Raw genomic sequence first — 18366 nt, 5'->3', positions numbered from 1 at the left:
TCGGACCTAGGCCATAAATGTAAGCGGTCGATAACAACTCGACGGATAAAAAGCTAATACACCGAACAAGTAAGCGGCAAGTGTTTTTTTAATTATTTAAATGGGGTTATTTGTTGGGCGCGAAGAGGGGTATTAAAACTTTTAATATAAGTTTTATTCAGGCGAAGCCGCTCCTTCCGATAGAGAAGTATCAGAATCGAAGAAGTTGAGTGAATGCCTCACTCGGAGCACTTCAGGGGACAGGGAAATAAGAAGTTGTTGTTTTATGGGGGGGACATCGGACGGACTTCCGATCATCCCGCCGGTTGGGCGGTGCTCCTTGCGTGTTGGCTTCGATTCGCCTGGCTGCGGCCAGGCGCTGACTTCTTCAGGTCTGTTTTTTAATCGACAAACGCAAGAGTGGGCCCAAATCGATGGCAGTGCCATTGAACTGATGGGGGCGACAGGGCGCGGCTACGCTGCGGCCTCGTCGGGCGGGCGAGAAACCGTGTAGGAGGGATGTGTAAGAAAGTGATGCGCCCCTCGGGGCGCGAGGGGCAGGTCAACGGCTTGGTTGTTGTTCCAGATAGCGACGGATGGTGACGCAGGCTTTTTCCAGATGCAGCTCCAGCAGGGCAACCGCTCTGTCGATGTCCTGGGCCGTAGCGGCCTCCAGCAGCGCGCGATGATCGTCCTGGGTCAGTTTGCCCAAGCCCATGGACGACAGATGGAAGCGCAAGAAGCGTTCTTCCTCATTGAGCTCGCGCTCGATCAGGTCCAGCAGTTTACTGTTGGGTGCCTTGTGATAAAGCGACATGTGAAACAGCCGGTTGAGCCTGCCGATTTCAGCGTGGTCGGTCTGGGCTTCCAGTTGCTCGATGTAATGGGCGGCCATGGCCAGGTCCTCGGCATCGAGGAGGGGAATGGACAGGCGCAATGCGAAAGATTCAAGGACCGAACGCAGGGCGTACGTTTCGATCGCATTGTTGGTGATCAACGGGGCTACCACGGCGCCTTTGTGCTGAACCACATTGAGCAGTGATTGCGCCTCGAGCTGGCGCAAGGCCTCGCGTACCGGCATGCGGCTGACGCCGAACAGGTCGGCCAGTTCCTGCTGGCGCAGGGCGGTGCCGCAGGGCAGGCGCCCGTCGAGTATGGCCTCACGCAGGGATTCTTCGATGATTGAGCGCGCTTGGGCAGCGGGAATGGGCCCGTTGACCTGGATAGTGCTTAGCGGTTTGGGCTTCTGTGTCACGACAACGCACCCTGACTGGTAGTAACAAAAATTGGATCCAAGCCAACAGTAGTTACAGATTGCCAAGCCGTCAAAACCTCGCGGCCCCGGTTCCTGAACTAAAGTTTAGTCTGCTCGTGGTGATCGCACCTTGCCATTGTCTTTTGCCGGGCCAGGCTTCACCATCCAACGCATTTCCCACGGCCCTTTTTGGACGTATTTCCCTTGGCTGCACCTTTCCCTGTTCCCAGGTCCTTGCGCTGGCTGTGTTCGGCATTGTTGCTGACCGGCCTCATGCTGGGCGGCCTGCAGGCTGACTGGGACTTTGCGCAGATCAGCCGGCGGGCGCAAGCGTTATATGGGCCGTTGGGCGAAGGGCAGCAACGGATCGATGCCTGGCAGCAATTGTTGGCGACCCAGAAGCAGACGCCGGAGCTTGAGCAGCTCAAGGTGGTGAACCTGTTTTTCAACAAACGGGTGCGCTACGTCGAAGACATCGACTTGTGGCGTCAGGTCGATTACTGGGAGACCCCGATCCAGGCCTTGTGGAAAGGGGCCGGGGATTGCGAGGACTACGCCATTGCCAAGTACTTCAGCCTGCGTCGTCTGGGGGTGTCCAGTGACAAGCTGCGCATCACCTACGTCAAGGCGTTGCGGCAGAACCGTGCGCACATGGTGCTCACTTACTACGCGACCCCCGATGCCATGCCGCTGGTACTCGACAGCCTGATCGACGGCATCCTGCCGGCCAGCCAGCGGACCGATCTGTTGCCGGTCTACTCTTTCAATGCCGAGGGATTGTGGCTGCCAGGCGCCAAGGGCAACAAGAAAGTGGGTGACACCAAGCGCCTGTCCCGGTGGCAGGATGTGTTGAAAAAAATGCAGGCCGAAGGTTTTCCGGTCGAGACGACTAACTAGGAGCGCGCGCTCAGATGTCCTTGTTCAAACAGCTGTTGATCGCTATCTGTCTGTTCCTGGTGGTTGCCTTCAGCGGCAGCTTCATGGTCAGTCTGGAAAGCTCGCGGGCCCAGTACGTCAACCAGTTGCGCTCCCACGCCCAGGACGCGGCCACGGCGCTGGCGCTGTCCCTGACGCCGAACATCGACGACCCGGCGATGGTGGAGCTGATGGTCAGTTCGATTTTCGACAGCGGCTATTACGCAACCATCCGTGTGGTCGATGTCGCCACCGACCAAACCCTCGTCGAGCGTACCGGCACGCCCGACGCCGGCAACGTGCCGCAATGGTTCATCAAGCTCATCGGCCTGGAGCCGGCCGGTGGCGATGCGATTGTTAGCCGTGGCTGGGAACAGGCGGCGCGGGTCGAAGTGGTCAGCCACCCGATGTTCGCCCTCGCCAAGCTGTGGCAGAGCGCATTGGGCAGCCTGGGCTGGCTGCTGCTGTGCGGCGCGGTGAGCGCGGTGCTGGGGGCCTTGCTGCTGCGTCGTCAGCTCAAGCCGCTGGATTACATGGTGCACCAGTCCCATGCCATCGCCCGTCGCGAGTTCCTGAGCCTGCCGGAGTTGCCGCGTACCCCGGAACTGCGCCGGGTGGTGCAGGCGATGAACCAGATGGTCGAGAAGCTCAAGGCGCTGTTTCAGGAGCAGGCCGAGCGTAGCGAAAAACTGCGGGTCGAGTCTTATCAGGACAATCTCACGGGCCTGGCCAACCGGCGGTATTTCGAAATGCAGCTCCACGCCCGGGTGAGCAACCCCGAGCAGGCCAGTTCCGGTTATCTGCTGTTGCTGCGGGTCAAGGACCTGGCCGGGTTGAACCAGCGGCTGGGCGGGCAGCGCACCGACCAGTTGCTCAAGGCCGTGGGCGAACAATTGCAGCGTGAATGCGCCCGCTACCCTGAAACCCACAACATGGTGACGCGCATCCGCGGTGGGGAGTTCGCCGTGCTGGCGCCGGGGCTGGTGCGCGAGGAAGCGCTGCAACTGGCGCAGAGCCTCGAAAGCGCGTTGGCGAGCCTGCATGCCACCGGTGCGACCGACGTGGCTTCGGTGGCCTCCATCGGACTGGCGCCATTCGTCCATGGCGACTCGCCGCAAGCCGTGCTCCAGCTCGGCGACCAGGCCCTTGCCCAGGCCGAAAGCCAGGGCGAACCGGGTTGGGCCTGCCTGGACCACAGCGCCTCGGCCAGCGTCGGTGACGATCATCATGCCTGGCACAATCTGCTCGACCAGGCCTTGAGCAATCAGCGCTTCGAGCTGTACTTCCAACCGGTGGTGGCCGCCCAGGACACCCAAGTGGTGCTGCATTACAAAGTGCTGTCACGACTGCTGGACGAGCAGGGCCAGACCATCCCCGCCGGGCGCTTTCTGCCATGGCTGGAGCGCTTCGGTTGGACCGCGCGTCTGGATCGTTTGATGCTCGAACAGGTGCTCAAGCAAATGGCCGGGCATGACCAGTCCCTGGCGTTGAACCTGTCTTCGGCGACGTTGGCCGATCCGCAGGCGCTGAACAAGGTCTTTGAGATCCTGCGGGCGCATTCCAACCTTGGGCCGCGCTTGACCCTGGAGATTGGTGAAGAGCAACTGCCGGAGCAAGCGGTGCTGGAGGAGTTGACTCGGCACCTGCGTGAGCTTGGTTTCTCCCTGAGCCTGCAGCGTTTTGGTGGGCGGTTCAGCATGATTGGCAACTTGTCGCGGTTGGGGTTGGCTTATCTGAAGATCGATGGCAGCTATATCCGTGCCATTGATCAGGAGAGTGACAAGCGCCTGTTTATTGAAGCGATCCAGCGTGCTGCTCACAGTATTGACTTGCCGTTGATTGCCGAGCGGGTTGAGACGGAGGGGGAGTTGGCGGTGATTCGGGAGATGGGGTTGTTTGGGGTGCAGGGGCAGTTGGTTGGGGAGCCTCGGCGTTGGGGGTGAGACGGCCTTGTATTCTTCTGGCTGAGTACATATCCATTGCTGCGGTAACGGCGGCTTATGGTTCCGCCCTTACGGCGGGTCACTTTCGAAAATCCGGAAGCCGGCCCAGGCGAAAGTAACCAAAGCGCTTTTGCCCCACCACTCGGCACCTCGCTTAGGCTCGGTGTGCCCTCACTCCGGCATTGCTCCGTGGGCCCGCCGCGAAGGGCCATCCATGGCCCAGCGCGGCTATCCCGGCATCCATGCCGGGATGCCCACTACGCAATACCTGCGTTCGGCCAGCGTGGTTAACGGGGCCCCCAGATCAAAATCAAAAGCGAGGCGGCCTGACAGCCGGCCTGGCTTTGGCGGGTGTACACCCATCAGACTTGTTTGAGCAGAACCTGTGGGAGCAAAGCTTGCTCGCGAGGCGGCCATATAGCCGGCCTGGCTCTTGCGGGTGTACTCCAATCCAATTGTGGGAGCGAGCTTGCTCGCGATGGCGTCGGCACAGTTTGCATCAAAGCAAAGCGCTACCCCTTGGTCCCAGGCGCCGCCATCTCCTTCGTTTCCAGATGATCCAACGCCCGTTCAACCAGCAACTGAACCCCATCGGCCATGCGGCTGATCGCCAGGGCTACGCAGCGGCGTGAGTCATCCACGTCGTCGGCCAGGTCGGCGGCGATGGTGCTGATGGAGAGCAGGTCTTCGGAGGCGTTGGCCAGCAGGGTTTCGGTGTCGATGTGGGGGGAGACGATGAAGAGTTGGTTTTTGTCAGGTTCGGACGGTGGGGAGGGCTGGGGTTTGAGGTAGTAATCGAGGGCGCGGGTGGCGGCATCTTCGAGCTTTTTTTCTGCGAGGGCTTCGACGCGGGATTTATGGCCGCTTTGCGGCGGATTTGGTGAAGGCTTGACCATATTTATGTACCAGAGTTGAGTTGGCATCCTTTCGCTTGCATTCGAAGAGGTGGCAACTGTGCGTAGGTGTGCAAGACCGGTCCGGTACCGCCGGCAGACCCGAAGGTCTCCCACGCACAATCGCCATAACGGACGCGAGCATAAAAAAATGCTCGGTCAATAGCTATAACCGATTGGGTACCAGCCGGACTTGCACGTCCGTATCACCGTTTTTTGCGATGACGGACAAAGGTTAGCGGCGCTCGGAAGCACTGCCTAGTTCATGAACAGCCCGGCGTTTTGAAGGAAATCTCCTAGGAACCTGAAAGGAAACGAAAACGTGAAAAGGTGACTTGGCGGTCATCATGCAAGAAAACTCATCCATCTTCCGTCAAAGCGATCCGATGATGGCGTTCCGCTGTGGAATCGCTAAACTGCCCCCGCCATTCATCTTTCTCACGAGGCCGTGCCCATGAAATTTCGCTTTCTGCTGTGGATGCTGGGGTTGTTGATGGGCAGGGCCAGCCGGACCAATCCGGCGTTCCAGCAGCAGTTGGGCGATAAGGAACTGGTGTTTCAACTGCAAACCCTGGACGGCAAGGTCGCCCGGCATTTCACGGTGAAAGACCAGCGCATCACCAGCCAGTCCGGCACTTACCCGACGCCTGCGTTCGCCATCGCCTTCAAGGACGCGGCTTATGGCTTTGCCACGATGCAGGCGAAGAACAAGCAGTTGGCGTTCATGACCGGGATTCAGGACAAGTCGATCCAGATCAAGGGCAACCCGGCGCTGGTGATCTGGTTTCAGGGGTTGATGCGGTATTTGAAGCCGAAAAAGGCTAAAGCCTAGTGATTTACCCTGTGGCGAGGGAGCTTGCTCCCGCTGGGCTGCGAAGCGGCCCCAAAATGGGTTGATGCGGCCTTCCTGGCGGATCGCGTCAGTTGGTTTTGCGACTGCTGCGCAGTCGAGCGGGAGCAAGCTCCCTCGCCACAAGAGCTTCACTCACCCGCAGTTACCGGGAGATCCTATTCAACCGTGGCTGAACTGCGAAGCCAGTTCGCGCAACAACACCTCAGCCTCCAGCACTTTGCTGACCACTTCATTGGCTTTGTCGCGACTCAGGCCGACGCGTTCGAGCAGTGCGTCGGGAATCTCCTCGTCGGGACCCGAGCCAATGCCACGGGCGCGCAGCAGGCGTACGGCCAGGCACACCAGGTTCGGGTAGGCGGCGTATTCGCCGTCGTAGTGCGGGTCGTGCTGGAAGCGCAGGGCGGTGGCCAGTTCGTCGGGCATGTCCCAGTAGCGCATCAGCCATGAACCGATCTGCTCGCGACTGATGCCCAAGAGGTGCTGCTCCACGTAGCTGTGGCACAGGTGCGGGTTGACCTCCAGGTGCCGGCAGATCAACGAGAAGTGCGGCGGGAAGACGTGGGCCAGCAACAGATAGCCGAAGTTGTGCAGCAGGCCGGACAGGTAGGTCAGGCCGCCTTCTGGGCGCTGGGCGCGCGGCATGGCGCGGGTCAGGCCCTCGATGACGGCGGCGGTGTAGATCGACTGATGCCAGTACGGCGTGGTGTGTTGTGGGTGGTCCTTAGGCAGGCTCAGGGTCTTGCCCAAGGCCAGGCCCAGTGCCAGGTTGATCACCAGGTCGAAGCCCAGTACCCGGACGATGGCGTCTTCCACCGAACGGATCTTGCCGGGCGAGGCGTAATACGGCGAGGCAGCCCAGCTCACCACTTGCGCGGCCAGGGCCGGATCGGTTTCCACGACGCCGGTGATGTCATCGATGGTGGCGTCCGGGTCGACCCGCAGCTTGATGATCTTCTGCGCCGTTTCGGCCAGTGGTGGAATTTCGATGGTTTCTTCCAGCCGTTGCTGGATACGTCGGGCGGTGAACGCCTGCACAGCCTGAGTGATTTCCGCGCGGTCGTCGTGCGGGCGATCAAGGTTGGGGGTGATGTTGCTCACGGCTTCGCCGAAGGTCGCGGCACTGGCCTTGGTGAGCATGCTCTTGAAGGCTTCGCTGGTCACTTCCAGCAGCAGCCCTGGTTCGCCTGAGTTGATCAGCAGCTTCGGCTCGCGCAGCAGGCTTTCTTCATACAGGCAAGGGGAGCTGGTCAGCGCCGGCAGGCCGGGCAGCAGGCTCAGGCTATGTTTGCCGAGCATGCGCTCCAGACGGTCAGTAGGCACCGCCGTGAGTTTGCGACCGGTGAGTTCGGCCAAGCGGTTGAGGTCCAGCAGTTGGCTTTGCGGAAACAGCACCATGAGGGCGCCAACGGCATCGTGCAACAAAACAGCCTGCACTTTACGGGCGGGATTCAGGCCTGGTCGTTCGATTACTTCGTCAAAGCCGATGCCCAGTTTCTCGAGCAACAGCCGAATAACAGACGGAGCGTGCGGGGTTTCGGGGACGAGGGCAGCTTCTGTCATGGTCTGTATCCGTTTTCCTACAAGTTCAGCAGTATAACCAGCTTGCCGGGCAGGCGCGCCCAGAAACTGAGAGCGTGCTCACACTTGGCCGTATTGCTGCCCGTGACGCAACCAGCGATCCAGCAGCGGGCTGACATGCTCCGGCCAGCGCTCCAGCAGCGCCTGGGCGGCGTCGCGTACAGCGGGGAGCAGATCGGCGTCGCGCATCAGGTCGGCTACCTTGAATTGAAGCAGGCCGGTCTGGCGCGTGCCGAGCATTTCACCGGGTCCGCGCAATTCCAGGTCTTTTTCGGCGATGACAAAACCATCGTTGGTTTCGCGCATGATGCCCAGGCGCTGGCGACCAATCTGCGACAGCGGCGGGTGATACAGCAAGACGCAATGGCTGGCGGCACTGCCCCGGCCGACGCGGCCGCGTAGCTGATGCAACTGTGCCAGACCCAGGCGCTCGGGGTTCTCGATGATCATCAAGCTGGCATTGGGCACATCGACCCCGACTTCGATCACCGTGGTGGCGACCAGCAATTGCAGTGCCCCGGCCTTGAATTCGGCCATGACGGCGGCTTTCTCGGCGGGTTTCATGCGCCCGTGGATCAGCCCGACTTTCAGTTCGCCGAGGGCGGCGGTGAGGTCTTCATAGGTGGTTTCGGCCGCCTGGCAGGTCAGCTCTTCCGATTCTTCAATCAGCGTGCACACCCAATAGGCCTGTCGCCCTTCGGCGCAGGCACCGCGCACGCGCTCGATCACTTCGACGCGCCGGGTGTCGGTGACCAGCACGGTATTGACTGGTGTGCGTCCGGGAGGCAGTTCGTCGAGGATCGAGGTGTCGAGGTCGGCATAGGCGCTCATGGCCAGGGTCCGCGGAATCGGCGTGGCGGTCATGATCAATTGGTGAGGGCACATCCGCCCGCCCACGCCTTTCTGCCGCAGCGCCAGGCGCTGCTGCACCCCGAAGCGGTGCTGTTCGTCGATGATCACCAGCGCCAGGTTCTTGAACTGCACTTCGTCCTGGAACAACGCATGGGTGCCGACCACCATCGGTGCACCTTCGGCGATCTGCGCCAGGGCGGCTGCGCGATTCTTGCCCTTGAGCTTGCCGGCCAGCCAGGCGACTTCGATCCCCAGGGGTTCGAGCCAGCGCTGGAAGGTGATGAAATGTTGTTCGGCGAGAATCTCGGTGGGCGCCATCAACGCCACTTGATAGCCGGCTTCCAGGGCCTGGAGCGCGGCGAGGGCGGCGACCACGGTCTTGCCGGCACCCACATCGCCCTGGATCAGCCGCAGCATCGGTTCGGGCTGGCTCAGGTCGTAGGCGATTTCGTTGCCGACCCGCTGCTGGGCCCCTGTGGGTTTAAAGCCGAGGTTAGCCAGGTAACGGGCCGGCAGATCCTTGGCCTTGGGCATGGCCGGGGCGCGCAGGGAACGCAGGCTTTCGCGCAGGCGTTGCTGGGACAGTTGATGGGTCAGCAGCTCTTCAAAGGCCAGCCGGTGCTGGGCCCAGTGATGCCCCAGGGCCAGTTCGTCGACATCGGCATCGGCCGGCGGATGGTGCAGGTAGCGAATCGCATCCGCCAGCGGCGCCAGTTGATAATCCCGGGCCAGTTCGTTGGGCAGCCAGTCGGGCAGGCTGCTGGGGCCGAGCAGGGTCAGGGTTTGCTGGCAGAGCTGGCGCAGACGCTGTTGGGTCAGGCCTTCGGTGAGCGGGTAGACCGGGGTCAGGGTTTCATCCACCGGGGGCGGCTCGTCGCCGGTGATGGCGCGGTATTCCGGGTGATAGATCTCCAGCCCGGATGCACCGGGCCGCGCTTCACCGTAGCAGCGCACGCGGGTGCCACGCTTGAGGCCCTCCTTTTGCGCATTGCTGAAGTGATAGAAGCGCAGGCTCAGCCCGCCGGTGCCGTCCTGCAGGCGCACCACCAGGCTACGGCGCCGACCCATGACCACGTCGGCGCCGCTGACGGTGCCTTCGATCACGGCGTCCTGGCCCGGACGTAAATGCCCGATGGGCACGACGCGGGTGCGGTCCTGGTAACGCAGCGGCAGGTGGAACAGCACGTCCTGAAGGTTTTCCAGGCCAACCTTGGCCAGCTTCTCGGCCATGGCTTCACCGACACCCTTGAGTGCCGTGACCGGCACTTTCGACAGCTCAGTCATGGCCGGGGCTTACTTGGCAGTGGGCGGCTTGGCCACGGAACACAGGCGGATCGAGTCAGCGAGGATCTCGATGGCCTTGGGTCGCGGAAAGCTGGCGCGCCAGGCGATGGCAACGGTGCGGAACGGCACGGGCGGCGTCAGTGGGCGAACCTCGATCACGCCAGGGGCGTAATGATGGCTGTCCACCGCCGACAGCGGCAAAATAGAAATGCCCAGGCCCGAGGCGACCATGTGGCGAATGGTTTCCAGGGAGCTGGATTCCACCGTGGTGTGCTTGGCGCCTTCGCTGCCTTTGGTCAGGGTCGGGCAGGCTTCCAGCACCTGGTCGCGGAAGCAGTGGCCTTCGCCGAGCAGCAGCAGGCTCTTGTCGTTGAGCAGGCCGGCGTCGATGGATTTTTTCTGGGTCCACGGATGCTGGGCCGGCATCAACACGTAGAACGGCTCGTCGTAGAGCGGCAGGGTCAGGACATCGGCTTCGTTGAACGGCAGGGCGATGATGATCGCGTCCAGTTCGCCGTTGCGCAGTTTGTCGCGCAGCACATGGGTGAAGTTTTCTTCGATGTACAACGGCATCTGCGGGGCGACCCGGTGCAGTTGAGGAATCAGGTGCGGGAACAGGTACGGGCCGACGGTGTAGATCGCGCCGACTTTCAGTGGGGCGGTCAGCTGGTTTTTGCCGGCCTGGGCCAGTTCACGGATGCCCTGAGCCTGTTCCAGGACTTTCTGTGCCTGGGCAACGATGCCTTCGCCCACTGGGGTCAGGCGCACGGCGCTTTTGCTGCGCTCGAAAATCAGCACGCCGAGCTCGTCTTCAAGCTTTTTCACGCCCACCGAAAGCGTCGGCTGGCTGACATGGCAACGCTCGGCGGCGTGGCCGAAATGTTGCTCCTGGGCGAGGGTGACGATGTAGCGTAATTCTGTGAGGGTCATGGCGAGCGTCCGTGAAGTTGCGAGCCAAGCATACCGGCTGCAATCGATAGACGCACGTTATCAGACTGGGGGTGCGGTGTGACACTGCCTAATGTGGGTATGGTGAGGGGATTTAACGACGCATATGGATTATTTGTGGGAGCAAGGCTTGCCCGCGATGAAGCGAGCGCGGTCCTCTCCGGAACCGAGGTGCCTGTATCGCGAGCAAGTTTTGCTCACACAGGCCCCCTTGCTCTACAGATACATTCCCTTCACCAGAAACAATAAGCCCCTGTAACAGGGGCTTGCCAATGGGTTAACGCCGACGCTTGTCGATGGAGTACACGAACGGCGCGACGATTTCGATGGAGCCGTTAACTAGCATGTCGGCCGGAGGCTTGGGCAGCGGTTGGGCGCGGCGAATCATTTCCAGGGTCGCCCGGTCCAGGGCGGCGTTGCCGGACTTGCTCACCAGCTCGAAGGACAACACATTGCCTTCGGCGTCCACCACGAACCGTAAACGGTTCAAGCCTTCCTTGCCGCGCGACTGGGCGCTGGCGGGGTATTTCTTGTACTTGCCCAAGTGCGCAAGCAAGGTGCCTTGCCAACTGGCCTTGGCCGCCATTTGCGCGGGGGATGGGCCAGGCGCCGGTTGCGCGGATTTCTCGGTCGGAGCCTTGGTCGGTTGAGTATCGCTGGGCTTTTGCTCCGACGGTTCTTCCTTGGGCGGTTCCGGTTTTTTCTCCACGGGCTTGGGTTTGGGCTTGGGCGGTTTAGGCTTGGGCTTGACCGGCTTGGGCACCGAAATCTCCGGTTTCTCGGCTTCGGCGATTTTAGGCAGCGGCAGTTCTTCGACCGGCTCCGGAGGCTGCGGTGGCGTGACGACTTTAGGCGGTGCGGGCGGTGGTGGGGCCGGAACCGGCGCCAGCTCGACCATCATTGCCTGGGGCGGCAATTCAATGGGCGGGTTTGACGTCCAGTTCAGGGCCAGGGCAATGGCGAGCGCATGCACGCCCAGCACCACGGCCAGGCTACCGCTGTAACGCGTCAGCTTTTGGCGCGTCGTGATCATTTCTTGGGCGCCGTCTCAAGTCCGACCAGGCCGACCTTCAGGTATCCGGCGGCGCGCAGGGCGTCCATCACGCTCATCAAGTCGCCGTAATCCACGCCTTTATCCGCCTGGAAGAAGATCGTCGTGTCCTTTTTGCCTTGGGTCTTGGCGTCGAGGGTCGCGCCGAGGCTATCGGCCTTGACCTCGTCTTCGCCCAAGAACAGGCGTTGGTCAGCCTTGACGCTGAGGAATACCGGTTTTTCCGGCCGCGGCGAAGGCTTGGCCGTCGAAGCCGGAAGGTCGACCTTGATGTCCACGGTGGCGAGCGGAGCGGCCACCATGAAGATGATCAACAGCACCAGCATCACGTCGATGAACGGCGTGACGTTGATTTCGTGGTTCTCGGCCAGATCGTCGTCTGCGCCTTCTTTCAAATGCAGGCCCATGGCCGATTACCCCACTTTCACCATGTGCGGTTGCGAGCCACGCTCGGGTGGCAGGTGGTCGAGGTCGCGGCTGACCAGCAACAGGACTTCGGCCGAAGCGTCCGAGACCTGTGCCTTGTAACCGGCAATGGAGCGGGCGAACACGTTGTAGATGACCACCGCCGGGATCGCCGCGACCAGACCCAGAGCCGTCGCGAGCAGGGCTTCGGCGATGCCAGGCGCCACGACAGCGAGGTTGGTGGTCTGGGTCTTGGCGATGCCGATGAAGCTGTTCATGATGCCCCACACGGTGCCGAACAGGCCGACGAACGGCGCGGTGGAACCGATAGTGGCGAGCACGCCGGTGCCGCTGCTCATGTTGCGACCGCAGGCTGCGACCAGGCGCTCGAGGCGGAAACTCACGCGCTCCTTGATGCCTTCCTTCTCACGACTGTTGGCCGACAGGCGCATCTCTTCGAGGGCGTCGTGAACCAGCAGATTGGCCAGGGTGCCCTCTTTGGCCGCAGAGGCGCTGGCCTCTTTGAGGGTGGTGGCTTTTTTCAGGTTGGCGATTTCACCGCGCAAGCGGCGCTTGGCGCCCATCAGCTCGAAGCCCTTGGCGATCCAGATGGTCCAGGTGATGATCGAGGCGATGGCCAGGCCGATCATGACGATTTTCACGATAATGTCGGCGTTCTGGTACATGCCCCATGGCGACAGATCGTGGGCCATGCCCAAGGTATTGTCGGCTTCGAGCATTTGAGGTGCGTCTGCGGCGTCGGCTTCGACGGCCTGGGCCGGCTCGCTGGCCTGAGGAGCCGCTACAGGCTCGGCTGCATCGACCGGCGCCTGGCTGGCGGCGGGTGCGGTGGCCGGGGTCGTGGCTGGCGCTTGGGCATCGGCGAACGCGGCGGCGGGTGCTAGCAGCAGGCTGAGCAGCAGGGCTGCCATGGCACTCCAGGCGCGAGGTCGGTTGGTTGGCGAAGCGGAGGGGAGATAGCGTGTCATGCTGGCCGGACCTGAGAGAAAAAGAAGGTTGATGTTCTTCCAGGCCTCGTGGGCCGAGAACAAAACTGGCTCGCATTATTGCAAGTAATTCTTGTTAACAAAAGTAATACAGTATCTTTTTTTTCCTGCATTGCTAGCCGCTCGTCCCCTCTGGCAGCTAGTCTGCGGCTTTACGAGAGGAGATTTTGATGTCCGCGCCTTCTGTTTTGATCGCCGGCTGCGGTGATATCGGTGGCCGCCTGGCGAGTCAGTTGCGGGCCGAGCAGTGGCAGGTCTACGGCTTGCGCCGTACGGTTTCGCAGCTGCCGGCCGGGGTTGTCGGGGTAGCGGGGGACTTGTTCAACGAGCAATGTCCCGCTGATTGGCCCACCGGTCCACTGGATTACGTGGTGTACAGCGTCGCCGCTACCGAGCATGACGAGGCGGGTTACCGCGCGGCTTATGTCCAAGGCTTACAGCATGTGTTGAGCTGGCTGAAGCAGCATGGACAGCAGCCAAAACGACTGCTTTTTGTCTCCAGCAGCAGCGTCTACGGGCAGCAGGGTGGCGAGTGGGTCGATGAAACCTCGCCCACCGTGGCCGGTGGCTATTCCGGCCGGCTGATGCTCGAAGCTGAACAGGTGGCGCTCGACAGCAGCATCCCGGCCAGCCGCGTGCGTTTGACCGGTATCTATGGTCCGGGCCGTGAATGGTTGCTGAGCCAGGTGCGCCAGGGCTATAGCGTGGTGGAAGACCCGCCCCTCTACGCCAACCGCATCCATGCCGACGACGCGGCGGGCCTGCTGGCCTTCCTGCTGGAAGCCGACCGTCAGGGCAAGCCCCTGGAAGACTGCTACATCGGCGTCGACGACACTCCCGCCGCGCTGGCCGAGGTGGTGGGTTGGCTGCGTGATTACATGGGCGTCACCCAATGGGCCGAAAACGCCAGCGTCCGCCGCGCCGGCAGCAAGCGCTGCAGCAATGCACGGGCGAAGGCCCTGGGCTGGACACCGAGGTATCCGAGTTTTCGTGAGGGGTATGCGGCTATTCTGGAGGGGCGCTGCTGATACGGCCTCAACGAGACCTTCAGGCATAGGTTCACTCGTTGTTGTGAGCCCTATTGCTGTGGCAAGCGGCGGATCCATGGCGCCCATCGAATGCATGGGTGCCACAGATCACCTCTCGAACTCCAGACCACGCCTGTACTCAGGTCGTGATCGTTCATCGGTTAGATCTGGTTACCTCGCAGTTGAGAGCTCAGGTTGCTCGATTGTCGGTAATACCAGGAGATCGGCAATGTCTGAATGGGCCTTGGCATCAGGGTGTACTGCCCCCAGGAACCAATCATCGAGTAATTCGCTGTTTGAGTTGAAGCGGGCCATGGTCATGAAGGCGTCGTTTCCAGTCCTGATGCTACGGGTTCGAGTGCTGCTATAGGGTTCCCATTGTGCAAAGGTTGAAATCGGCTCCATTGATGCGTGGTTTGTCTTGAGTTCTCCGCCCTTGGTCCAGGCAAAGCGATCCGATTCCGAGCAAGCTGCGCCCGCATCACACTCGGGAGATACTGCGCATAATGAACGTCCCTGAAACACGCGCTGAGCATCGATGAGGTTCCATCTTCTGTGAATCTCATCCCTGGCGGCTTCTTGGTTGTTGCGAAAATGGTCGATGAATTGCCGTTCGATCTTCTCTCCATTCTTTTCGTTAATCAGAAACATGAATCTTTTGCCACGATTCACGCCCAGGGTCTGAACGACTAACTCAGTCATTGCGACGTTGCCCTGGTTCAGTCGGTTTTTGCAGTACGCTTGGAACGGTGTCTGAATAGGGTTGGGATAGAGCAGCGCCTGCACCCTGTCGGACCGGATATGCAGGAAGTGGGTAAGTGCGTAATCCAGGTCGGCATACAGTTTTTTGAGATTGGGTTTGGCCGCATCGGTGGCTTTTTCCGGATGGATTACGCCAAGAAACAGCCTGAGGCCGTTTAGGCCCGTCATGTGAACACCGTCTTGCAAAACGCCGAGTCCGGCGAGGAACACGTTAGTCGAATCAGACCACGAGCTCTTGTATATCCCGCTTGGCACCAAGCCCCATTTCACTACACCGGAAAAACCAAAGTCATTACCTCCAAAAGAAAGAAGAACCTCGTCGACGGGTTGCATCTGTTTCTTGCAGGCATCGTACTTTATAGCGCCGAAATATTTTCGGCTCCCAAGCATTGTCTTTTCCGGCCGGAAAGAATGCGGACGTGCAGGGTAGGGGGCTTCCGGGCATAGAAGGTGTATTGCAGCATTCAGCTGTGATCTATTTAGTAGCTCACGTCTGACGATATCTTCCTGCAATGGCTCCCCCGCATTTTTTGGTGTCAGCTCAAGAAAGTTGCCGCCGTCGCGAGTCGACCAGCGTCTTACACGATTAGAAACGTCGTTCGCCGGAGGTGACATCTGCGCTCGAAAAAAACCATCGTAAATCTCGGCGCCAGAACAACTGAACGATGCAAACCTCACCACCAGATGAGGGTCGGAAATCGCCAGTTTGAGGGCGTACATTGATTGCCAGGAAAGCAGTGAGCGATGGCAGGTGGTGTCCCACCAATCGGCACCTTGCGAGAATCGGCCTCCAGCCTTGTTCTTGGCGCTCAGTACTCGGCTTCCTTTGATCAGGTCCTCGGTCGACTTTCCCGTTCCAATGGCTGCTCTATCGGGATTTCCTTCTCCGCTTGCGAAAGAGTCTCCGAATGCAAGGATCGTATGGGTCTTGATGAAGACGTTCGCAGAGGTCTTTTCACCCTCGGTAGGTTCCACGCTAAGCGTCGTGCTCACGCGCTCCGGAATGGAAATCTTGAGGGGTTCAGTACAGGGCACAGGTTTACCGTATTGCTTTTCATCTCGGAACCAGAGGCAGTCAGTCCCCTCGGGCACGCCGCTAACCTGAGCGACAATCGTGTGATCGCGGGCAAATAGGGCTTTTTTGTCGTAGAGCCCGGTTGCAGGATTCCATAGCGTTTGCGACGTCTTGGGCAGGAGCTCTCTCAGGCTTGCCGCGTTCTGTGTGGCCAGGAAATCGCTTGCTGAAAGTCCGGGCTTCCAACTGTCTTTTATCTTCTTTATTGCTTCCGTACCGCGAAAGAGTGGAAAGCCATTTTCAACTGACCAGGTAATCTCTGTCCCCATTGCTGGAAGCACAACTAGAAGTCCCAGTCCCACCAAAAATGCTCGCATCACGAATCCCTCCGTTGTCGCAATTCGGTTACTGCAAGAGCCAGGGTTTATTTTTCGATTTTGTAGCGAACCTTTTGGGTCAGAATTTCGCCCGCGACCTTGTACGTTGCGATCATGTCGTAGGTTCCGACGGTGCGTGCTGAGGAAATGACGTTGAAACAGGTGTTGTTGGGTGTGGTTTTGGCGGTGTTCTTGGTGATGGAAGAGGATGGCAATTGCTGGGGCACGTTTTTCGCGTCCATGCGGTAGAAACCAGCCTCTATATCAGTCAGATTGGTTGAGTGATACAGGCAATATTCACCGTCGTTTGTGGTGGGGGCGAAATCGCCGTTGGCCGTCAATGGGGAGATGAAAGCAACACCAGAGCTGCTCAACCGTTCGGCCTCCCGAGCTTCCTCCAATGCTTGCCGGGCGGCTTGATAATCCTGGTTGAAGGCGATGGGGCCACCGCGGACCTTGATCATCTTGTGAATGGAGGTTTCTGCCTGGGTCAACAATTTGCGTTTTTGCCAGAGCGTGGGGTCACCCCCCCTGACGATAGACAGAGCGAGCCAGGTTTTGTCGGTGAAGGGCTCAGGATCGGGCCGAGGGGTAGAATCAGAGGTACCTGACGCGTTCGCTGGTGGTTTCTTGGAAAGCCTGTGATTGACGTAATCCAGTTCACTGCTGCTGACGTTTTTCAGAGACGGACCATCGGGCGTATCTGCCCAGCCACGGCGTACGGCGGTGGGCACCAGCATGGCGATATCGCCGATCCAGGCGAAAGGGTTCCAGGAGCGGCCTTGATTTGTCATCTGCATAAAGCAATTGGCCGAAACACAATGCTCTTTATTGATCAGGACATAATCGCCCACATTCAAGGGAATAAATGAGCCGTTGTAATTCATGTTCGCCAACTGACCCGCATTGCCAGTGAAATTCATGTCGATTTCCATGACAACGTCATCTTTATTCAAGCTCAGCAGACTCTTGGCAATCTCCTTGGCGAAAGCTTGTTCCGACATGGTGACTGGGTTGGCCAGAGAAATGGTCTGGGTGACCGACTGAATGAAATCCAGAAATGCCGCAGAGTTCTGGTTTTCACCCTGGTCATACTCAATCACGGTAAGCCTCATGTTGAGGTGGTCGGCATCGAGTGTTTTTGGACCGTAGAGCAGCTTATTGAGGAACGGTGTGTTGGCTTTGTCGGATACCCCGAAATAGGGGCCCAGCACACGGGTGACTGTATCTGACTCGGTGCCGGCATTGGTTTCAGTAAACTCAGCCACCACCACGACCTCGTTAACACCGCCAATATCTTTTAAATATTTGAAGTACCCATCGCTGAGATAGATCGCAAACACATCGGCGTTGCTTTTATCTACACCAGCCTTACGGATGGTCAAATGGGGGTCGATTGCGTTTGTGAACAGTGTTGGATTGAACACCACCGCATTGGCGGCGGGTTGCGCTGGAGGGCTGGTTGCATCCGATTTGCGATAGATCTGCGTCGTTCCTGTTGGGACCGAGATACAGCTACTCAGTAGTAAACAGGTCGCCAGCAGAGGAATGATGCAGCCATCGCCCGTAGAAACAAAACGCCTCATACCCCTTCCTCCTTGAATCATCTGCATGGCATCAAAATAGTGGCCATTTGCGTCTTCAGCCAGTGTAGAACGGGCTTGTAAAAGTACAAGCGAGCTGCACCACGTTGAAAACCAGGCATGCCTGCTCACGATGATCACCTCCTGACGTTTGTTGAGCCGCTGTGTGCATCACCGCTTGCATGGTCGTGTCGTAGCCTTTGACCCGGCGCAGCTTGGTTCGCCCATCTTCTCGACCACCAGGGTCTCTATGCGTTGAATAGCGTGCTGCTCTTGAGCCGGATCGGTGGCCTACAGTGCTTCGAGCGTGCGAAGCCCTTCAGGAGGATTCATCGCGGAATACAGGTGTTCACGGCGTGCACTTCATCTCCTGACTGCCACGCCTCCACCAAGCCACGTCGCCTTGCGCCTTTGCCTACAACTACGCCAGAATCCGCCGGCTTGTGCGCCTTGTCCCCGGGTCCTATTGTCTTCCTGCCACTGCTCATCAGTGGTCGGGTTTAGTAGCCCGGTAATCGCAACGGTTGCATGAGTCTCATCAGTCAGGCATCGCCTGTACTCGATGGTGGCTGTGCGCATGGCGCCCTCGGGCGCGCCGGATTTCCGTTGCCTTACCGGTCTACTAACTTGCGCACAGC

Annotated in this window: 14 protein-coding genes; 4 read left to right on the top strand and 10 right to left on the bottom strand. The window is 59.8% G+C overall.

What is annotated here, in order from left to right:
* Positions 1-541: 541 nt before the first annotated feature.
* Positions 542-1234 (bottom strand): GntR family transcriptional regulator, encoded by a 693-nt coding sequence (locus tag GKKCFE_RS25150; RefSeq protein WP_107321456.1) that lies wholly within the window; start codon positions 1232-1234, stop codon positions 542-544.
* A 273-nt stretch (positions 1235-1507) separates the two neighbouring features.
* On the opposite strand from GKKCFE_RS25150, the gene lapG reads away from it, so the two are divergent.
* Together lapG and lapD are read left to right on the top strand one after the other, a co-directional pair.
* Positions 1508-2131: a cysteine protease LapG gene (lapG, locus tag GKKCFE_RS25145; RefSeq protein WP_370695181.1), complete on the top strand. Its 624-nt coding sequence runs from the start codon at positions 1508-1510 to the stop codon at positions 2129-2131.
* Between the two features lie 14 nt (positions 2132-2145).
* The gene (gene lapD / locus GKKCFE_RS25140) at positions 2146-4092 is read left to right on the top strand and encodes a cyclic di-GMP receptor LapD (protein ID WP_188251841.1); all 1947 of its coding nucleotides are present in this window, start codon (positions 2146-2148) and stop codon (positions 4090-4092) included.
* A gap of 512 nt (positions 4093-4604) precedes the next feature.
* On the opposite strand, the gene GKKCFE_RS25135 is transcribed toward lapD, so the two are convergent.
* Entirely contained in the window at positions 4605-4988 is a 384-nt protein-coding gene (locus GKKCFE_RS25135) for a DUF6124 family protein (protein ID WP_139048870.1), read from the bottom strand.
* A gap of 451 nt (positions 4989-5439) precedes the next feature.
* On the opposite strand from GKKCFE_RS25135, the gene GKKCFE_RS25130 reads away from it, so the two are divergent.
* Positions 5440-5817: a helicase gene (locus GKKCFE_RS25130; RefSeq protein ID WP_139048871.1), complete on the top strand. Its 378-nt coding sequence runs from the start codon at positions 5440-5442 to the stop codon at positions 5815-5817.
* 180 nt (positions 5818-5997) lie between these two features.
* Here GKKCFE_RS25130 and GKKCFE_RS25125 read toward each other — a convergent pair whose 3' ends face one another.
* The 6 genes from GKKCFE_RS25125 to exbB all read right to left on the bottom strand — a co-directional run bounded on the left by GKKCFE_RS25125 (position 5998) and on the right by exbB (position 12945).
* Complete coding sequence (locus tag GKKCFE_RS25125; protein ID WP_139048872.1) at positions 5998-7398, bottom strand: aminoacyl-tRNA deacylase and HDOD domain-containing protein; 1401 nt, start codon at positions 7396-7398, stop codon at positions 5998-6000.
* Between the two features lie 78 nt (positions 7399-7476).
* Entirely contained in the window at positions 7477-9552 is a 2076-nt protein-coding gene (recG, locus tag GKKCFE_RS25120) for an ATP-dependent DNA helicase RecG (RefSeq protein WP_047226182.1), read from the bottom strand.
* Between the two features lie 9 nt (positions 9553-9561).
* A complete protein-coding gene (locus GKKCFE_RS25115; RefSeq protein WP_047226181.1) occupies positions 9562-10482 on the bottom strand; it encodes a hydrogen peroxide-inducible genes activator in 921 nt (306 codons plus the stop codon).
* A 295-nt stretch (positions 10483-10777) separates the two neighbouring features.
* Complete coding sequence (locus GKKCFE_RS25110; protein ID WP_076383095.1) at positions 10778-11533, bottom strand: energy transducer TonB family protein; 756 nt, start codon at positions 11531-11533, stop codon at positions 10778-10780.
* On the bottom strand, positions 11530-11958 hold the full coding sequence (gene exbD / locus GKKCFE_RS25105) for a TonB system transport protein ExbD (protein WP_047226179.1): 429 nt from the start codon (positions 11956-11958) through the stop codon (positions 11530-11532). The genes GKKCFE_RS25110 and exbD overlap by 4 nt, the downstream gene beginning before the upstream one ends.
* A gap of 6 nt (positions 11959-11964) precedes the next feature.
* Positions 11965-12945 carry a tonB-system energizer ExbB gene (exbB, locus tag GKKCFE_RS25100; protein ID WP_047226197.1) on the bottom strand — a complete coding sequence of 327 codons (981 nt, stop codon included), beginning with the start codon at positions 12943-12945 and terminating at the stop codon, positions 11965-11967.
* A gap of 188 nt (positions 12946-13133) precedes the next feature.
* Here exbB and GKKCFE_RS25095 point away from each other — a divergent pair, with 188 nt between their 5' ends.
* Entirely contained in the window at positions 13134-13991 is an 858-nt protein-coding gene (locus GKKCFE_RS25095; RefSeq protein WP_445577228.1) for an SDR family oxidoreductase, read from the top strand.
* A gap of 171 nt (positions 13992-14162) precedes the next feature.
* Here the strand turns inward: GKKCFE_RS25095 and GKKCFE_RS25090 are convergent, their stop codons facing one another.
* Both GKKCFE_RS25090 and GKKCFE_RS25085 read right to left on the bottom strand, forming a co-directional pair.
* Positions 14163-16148: a hypothetical protein gene (locus tag GKKCFE_RS25090; RefSeq protein ID WP_445577227.1), complete on the bottom strand. Its 1986-nt coding sequence runs from the start codon at positions 16146-16148 to the stop codon at positions 14163-14165.
* Between the two features lie 44 nt (positions 16149-16192).
* Positions 16193-17860, bottom strand: a complete 1668-nt coding sequence (locus GKKCFE_RS25085) for a hypothetical protein (protein ID WP_445577226.1) — start codon at positions 17858-17860, stop codon at positions 16193-16195.
* Positions 17861-18366: the final 506 nt, after the last annotated feature.

The sequence above is a fragment of the Pseudomonas sp. E141 genome (assembly GCF_052659885.1).
Note: the sequence above shows the minus strand (reverse complement) of the source record. Positions and strands in the feature narration are given on the sequence as shown.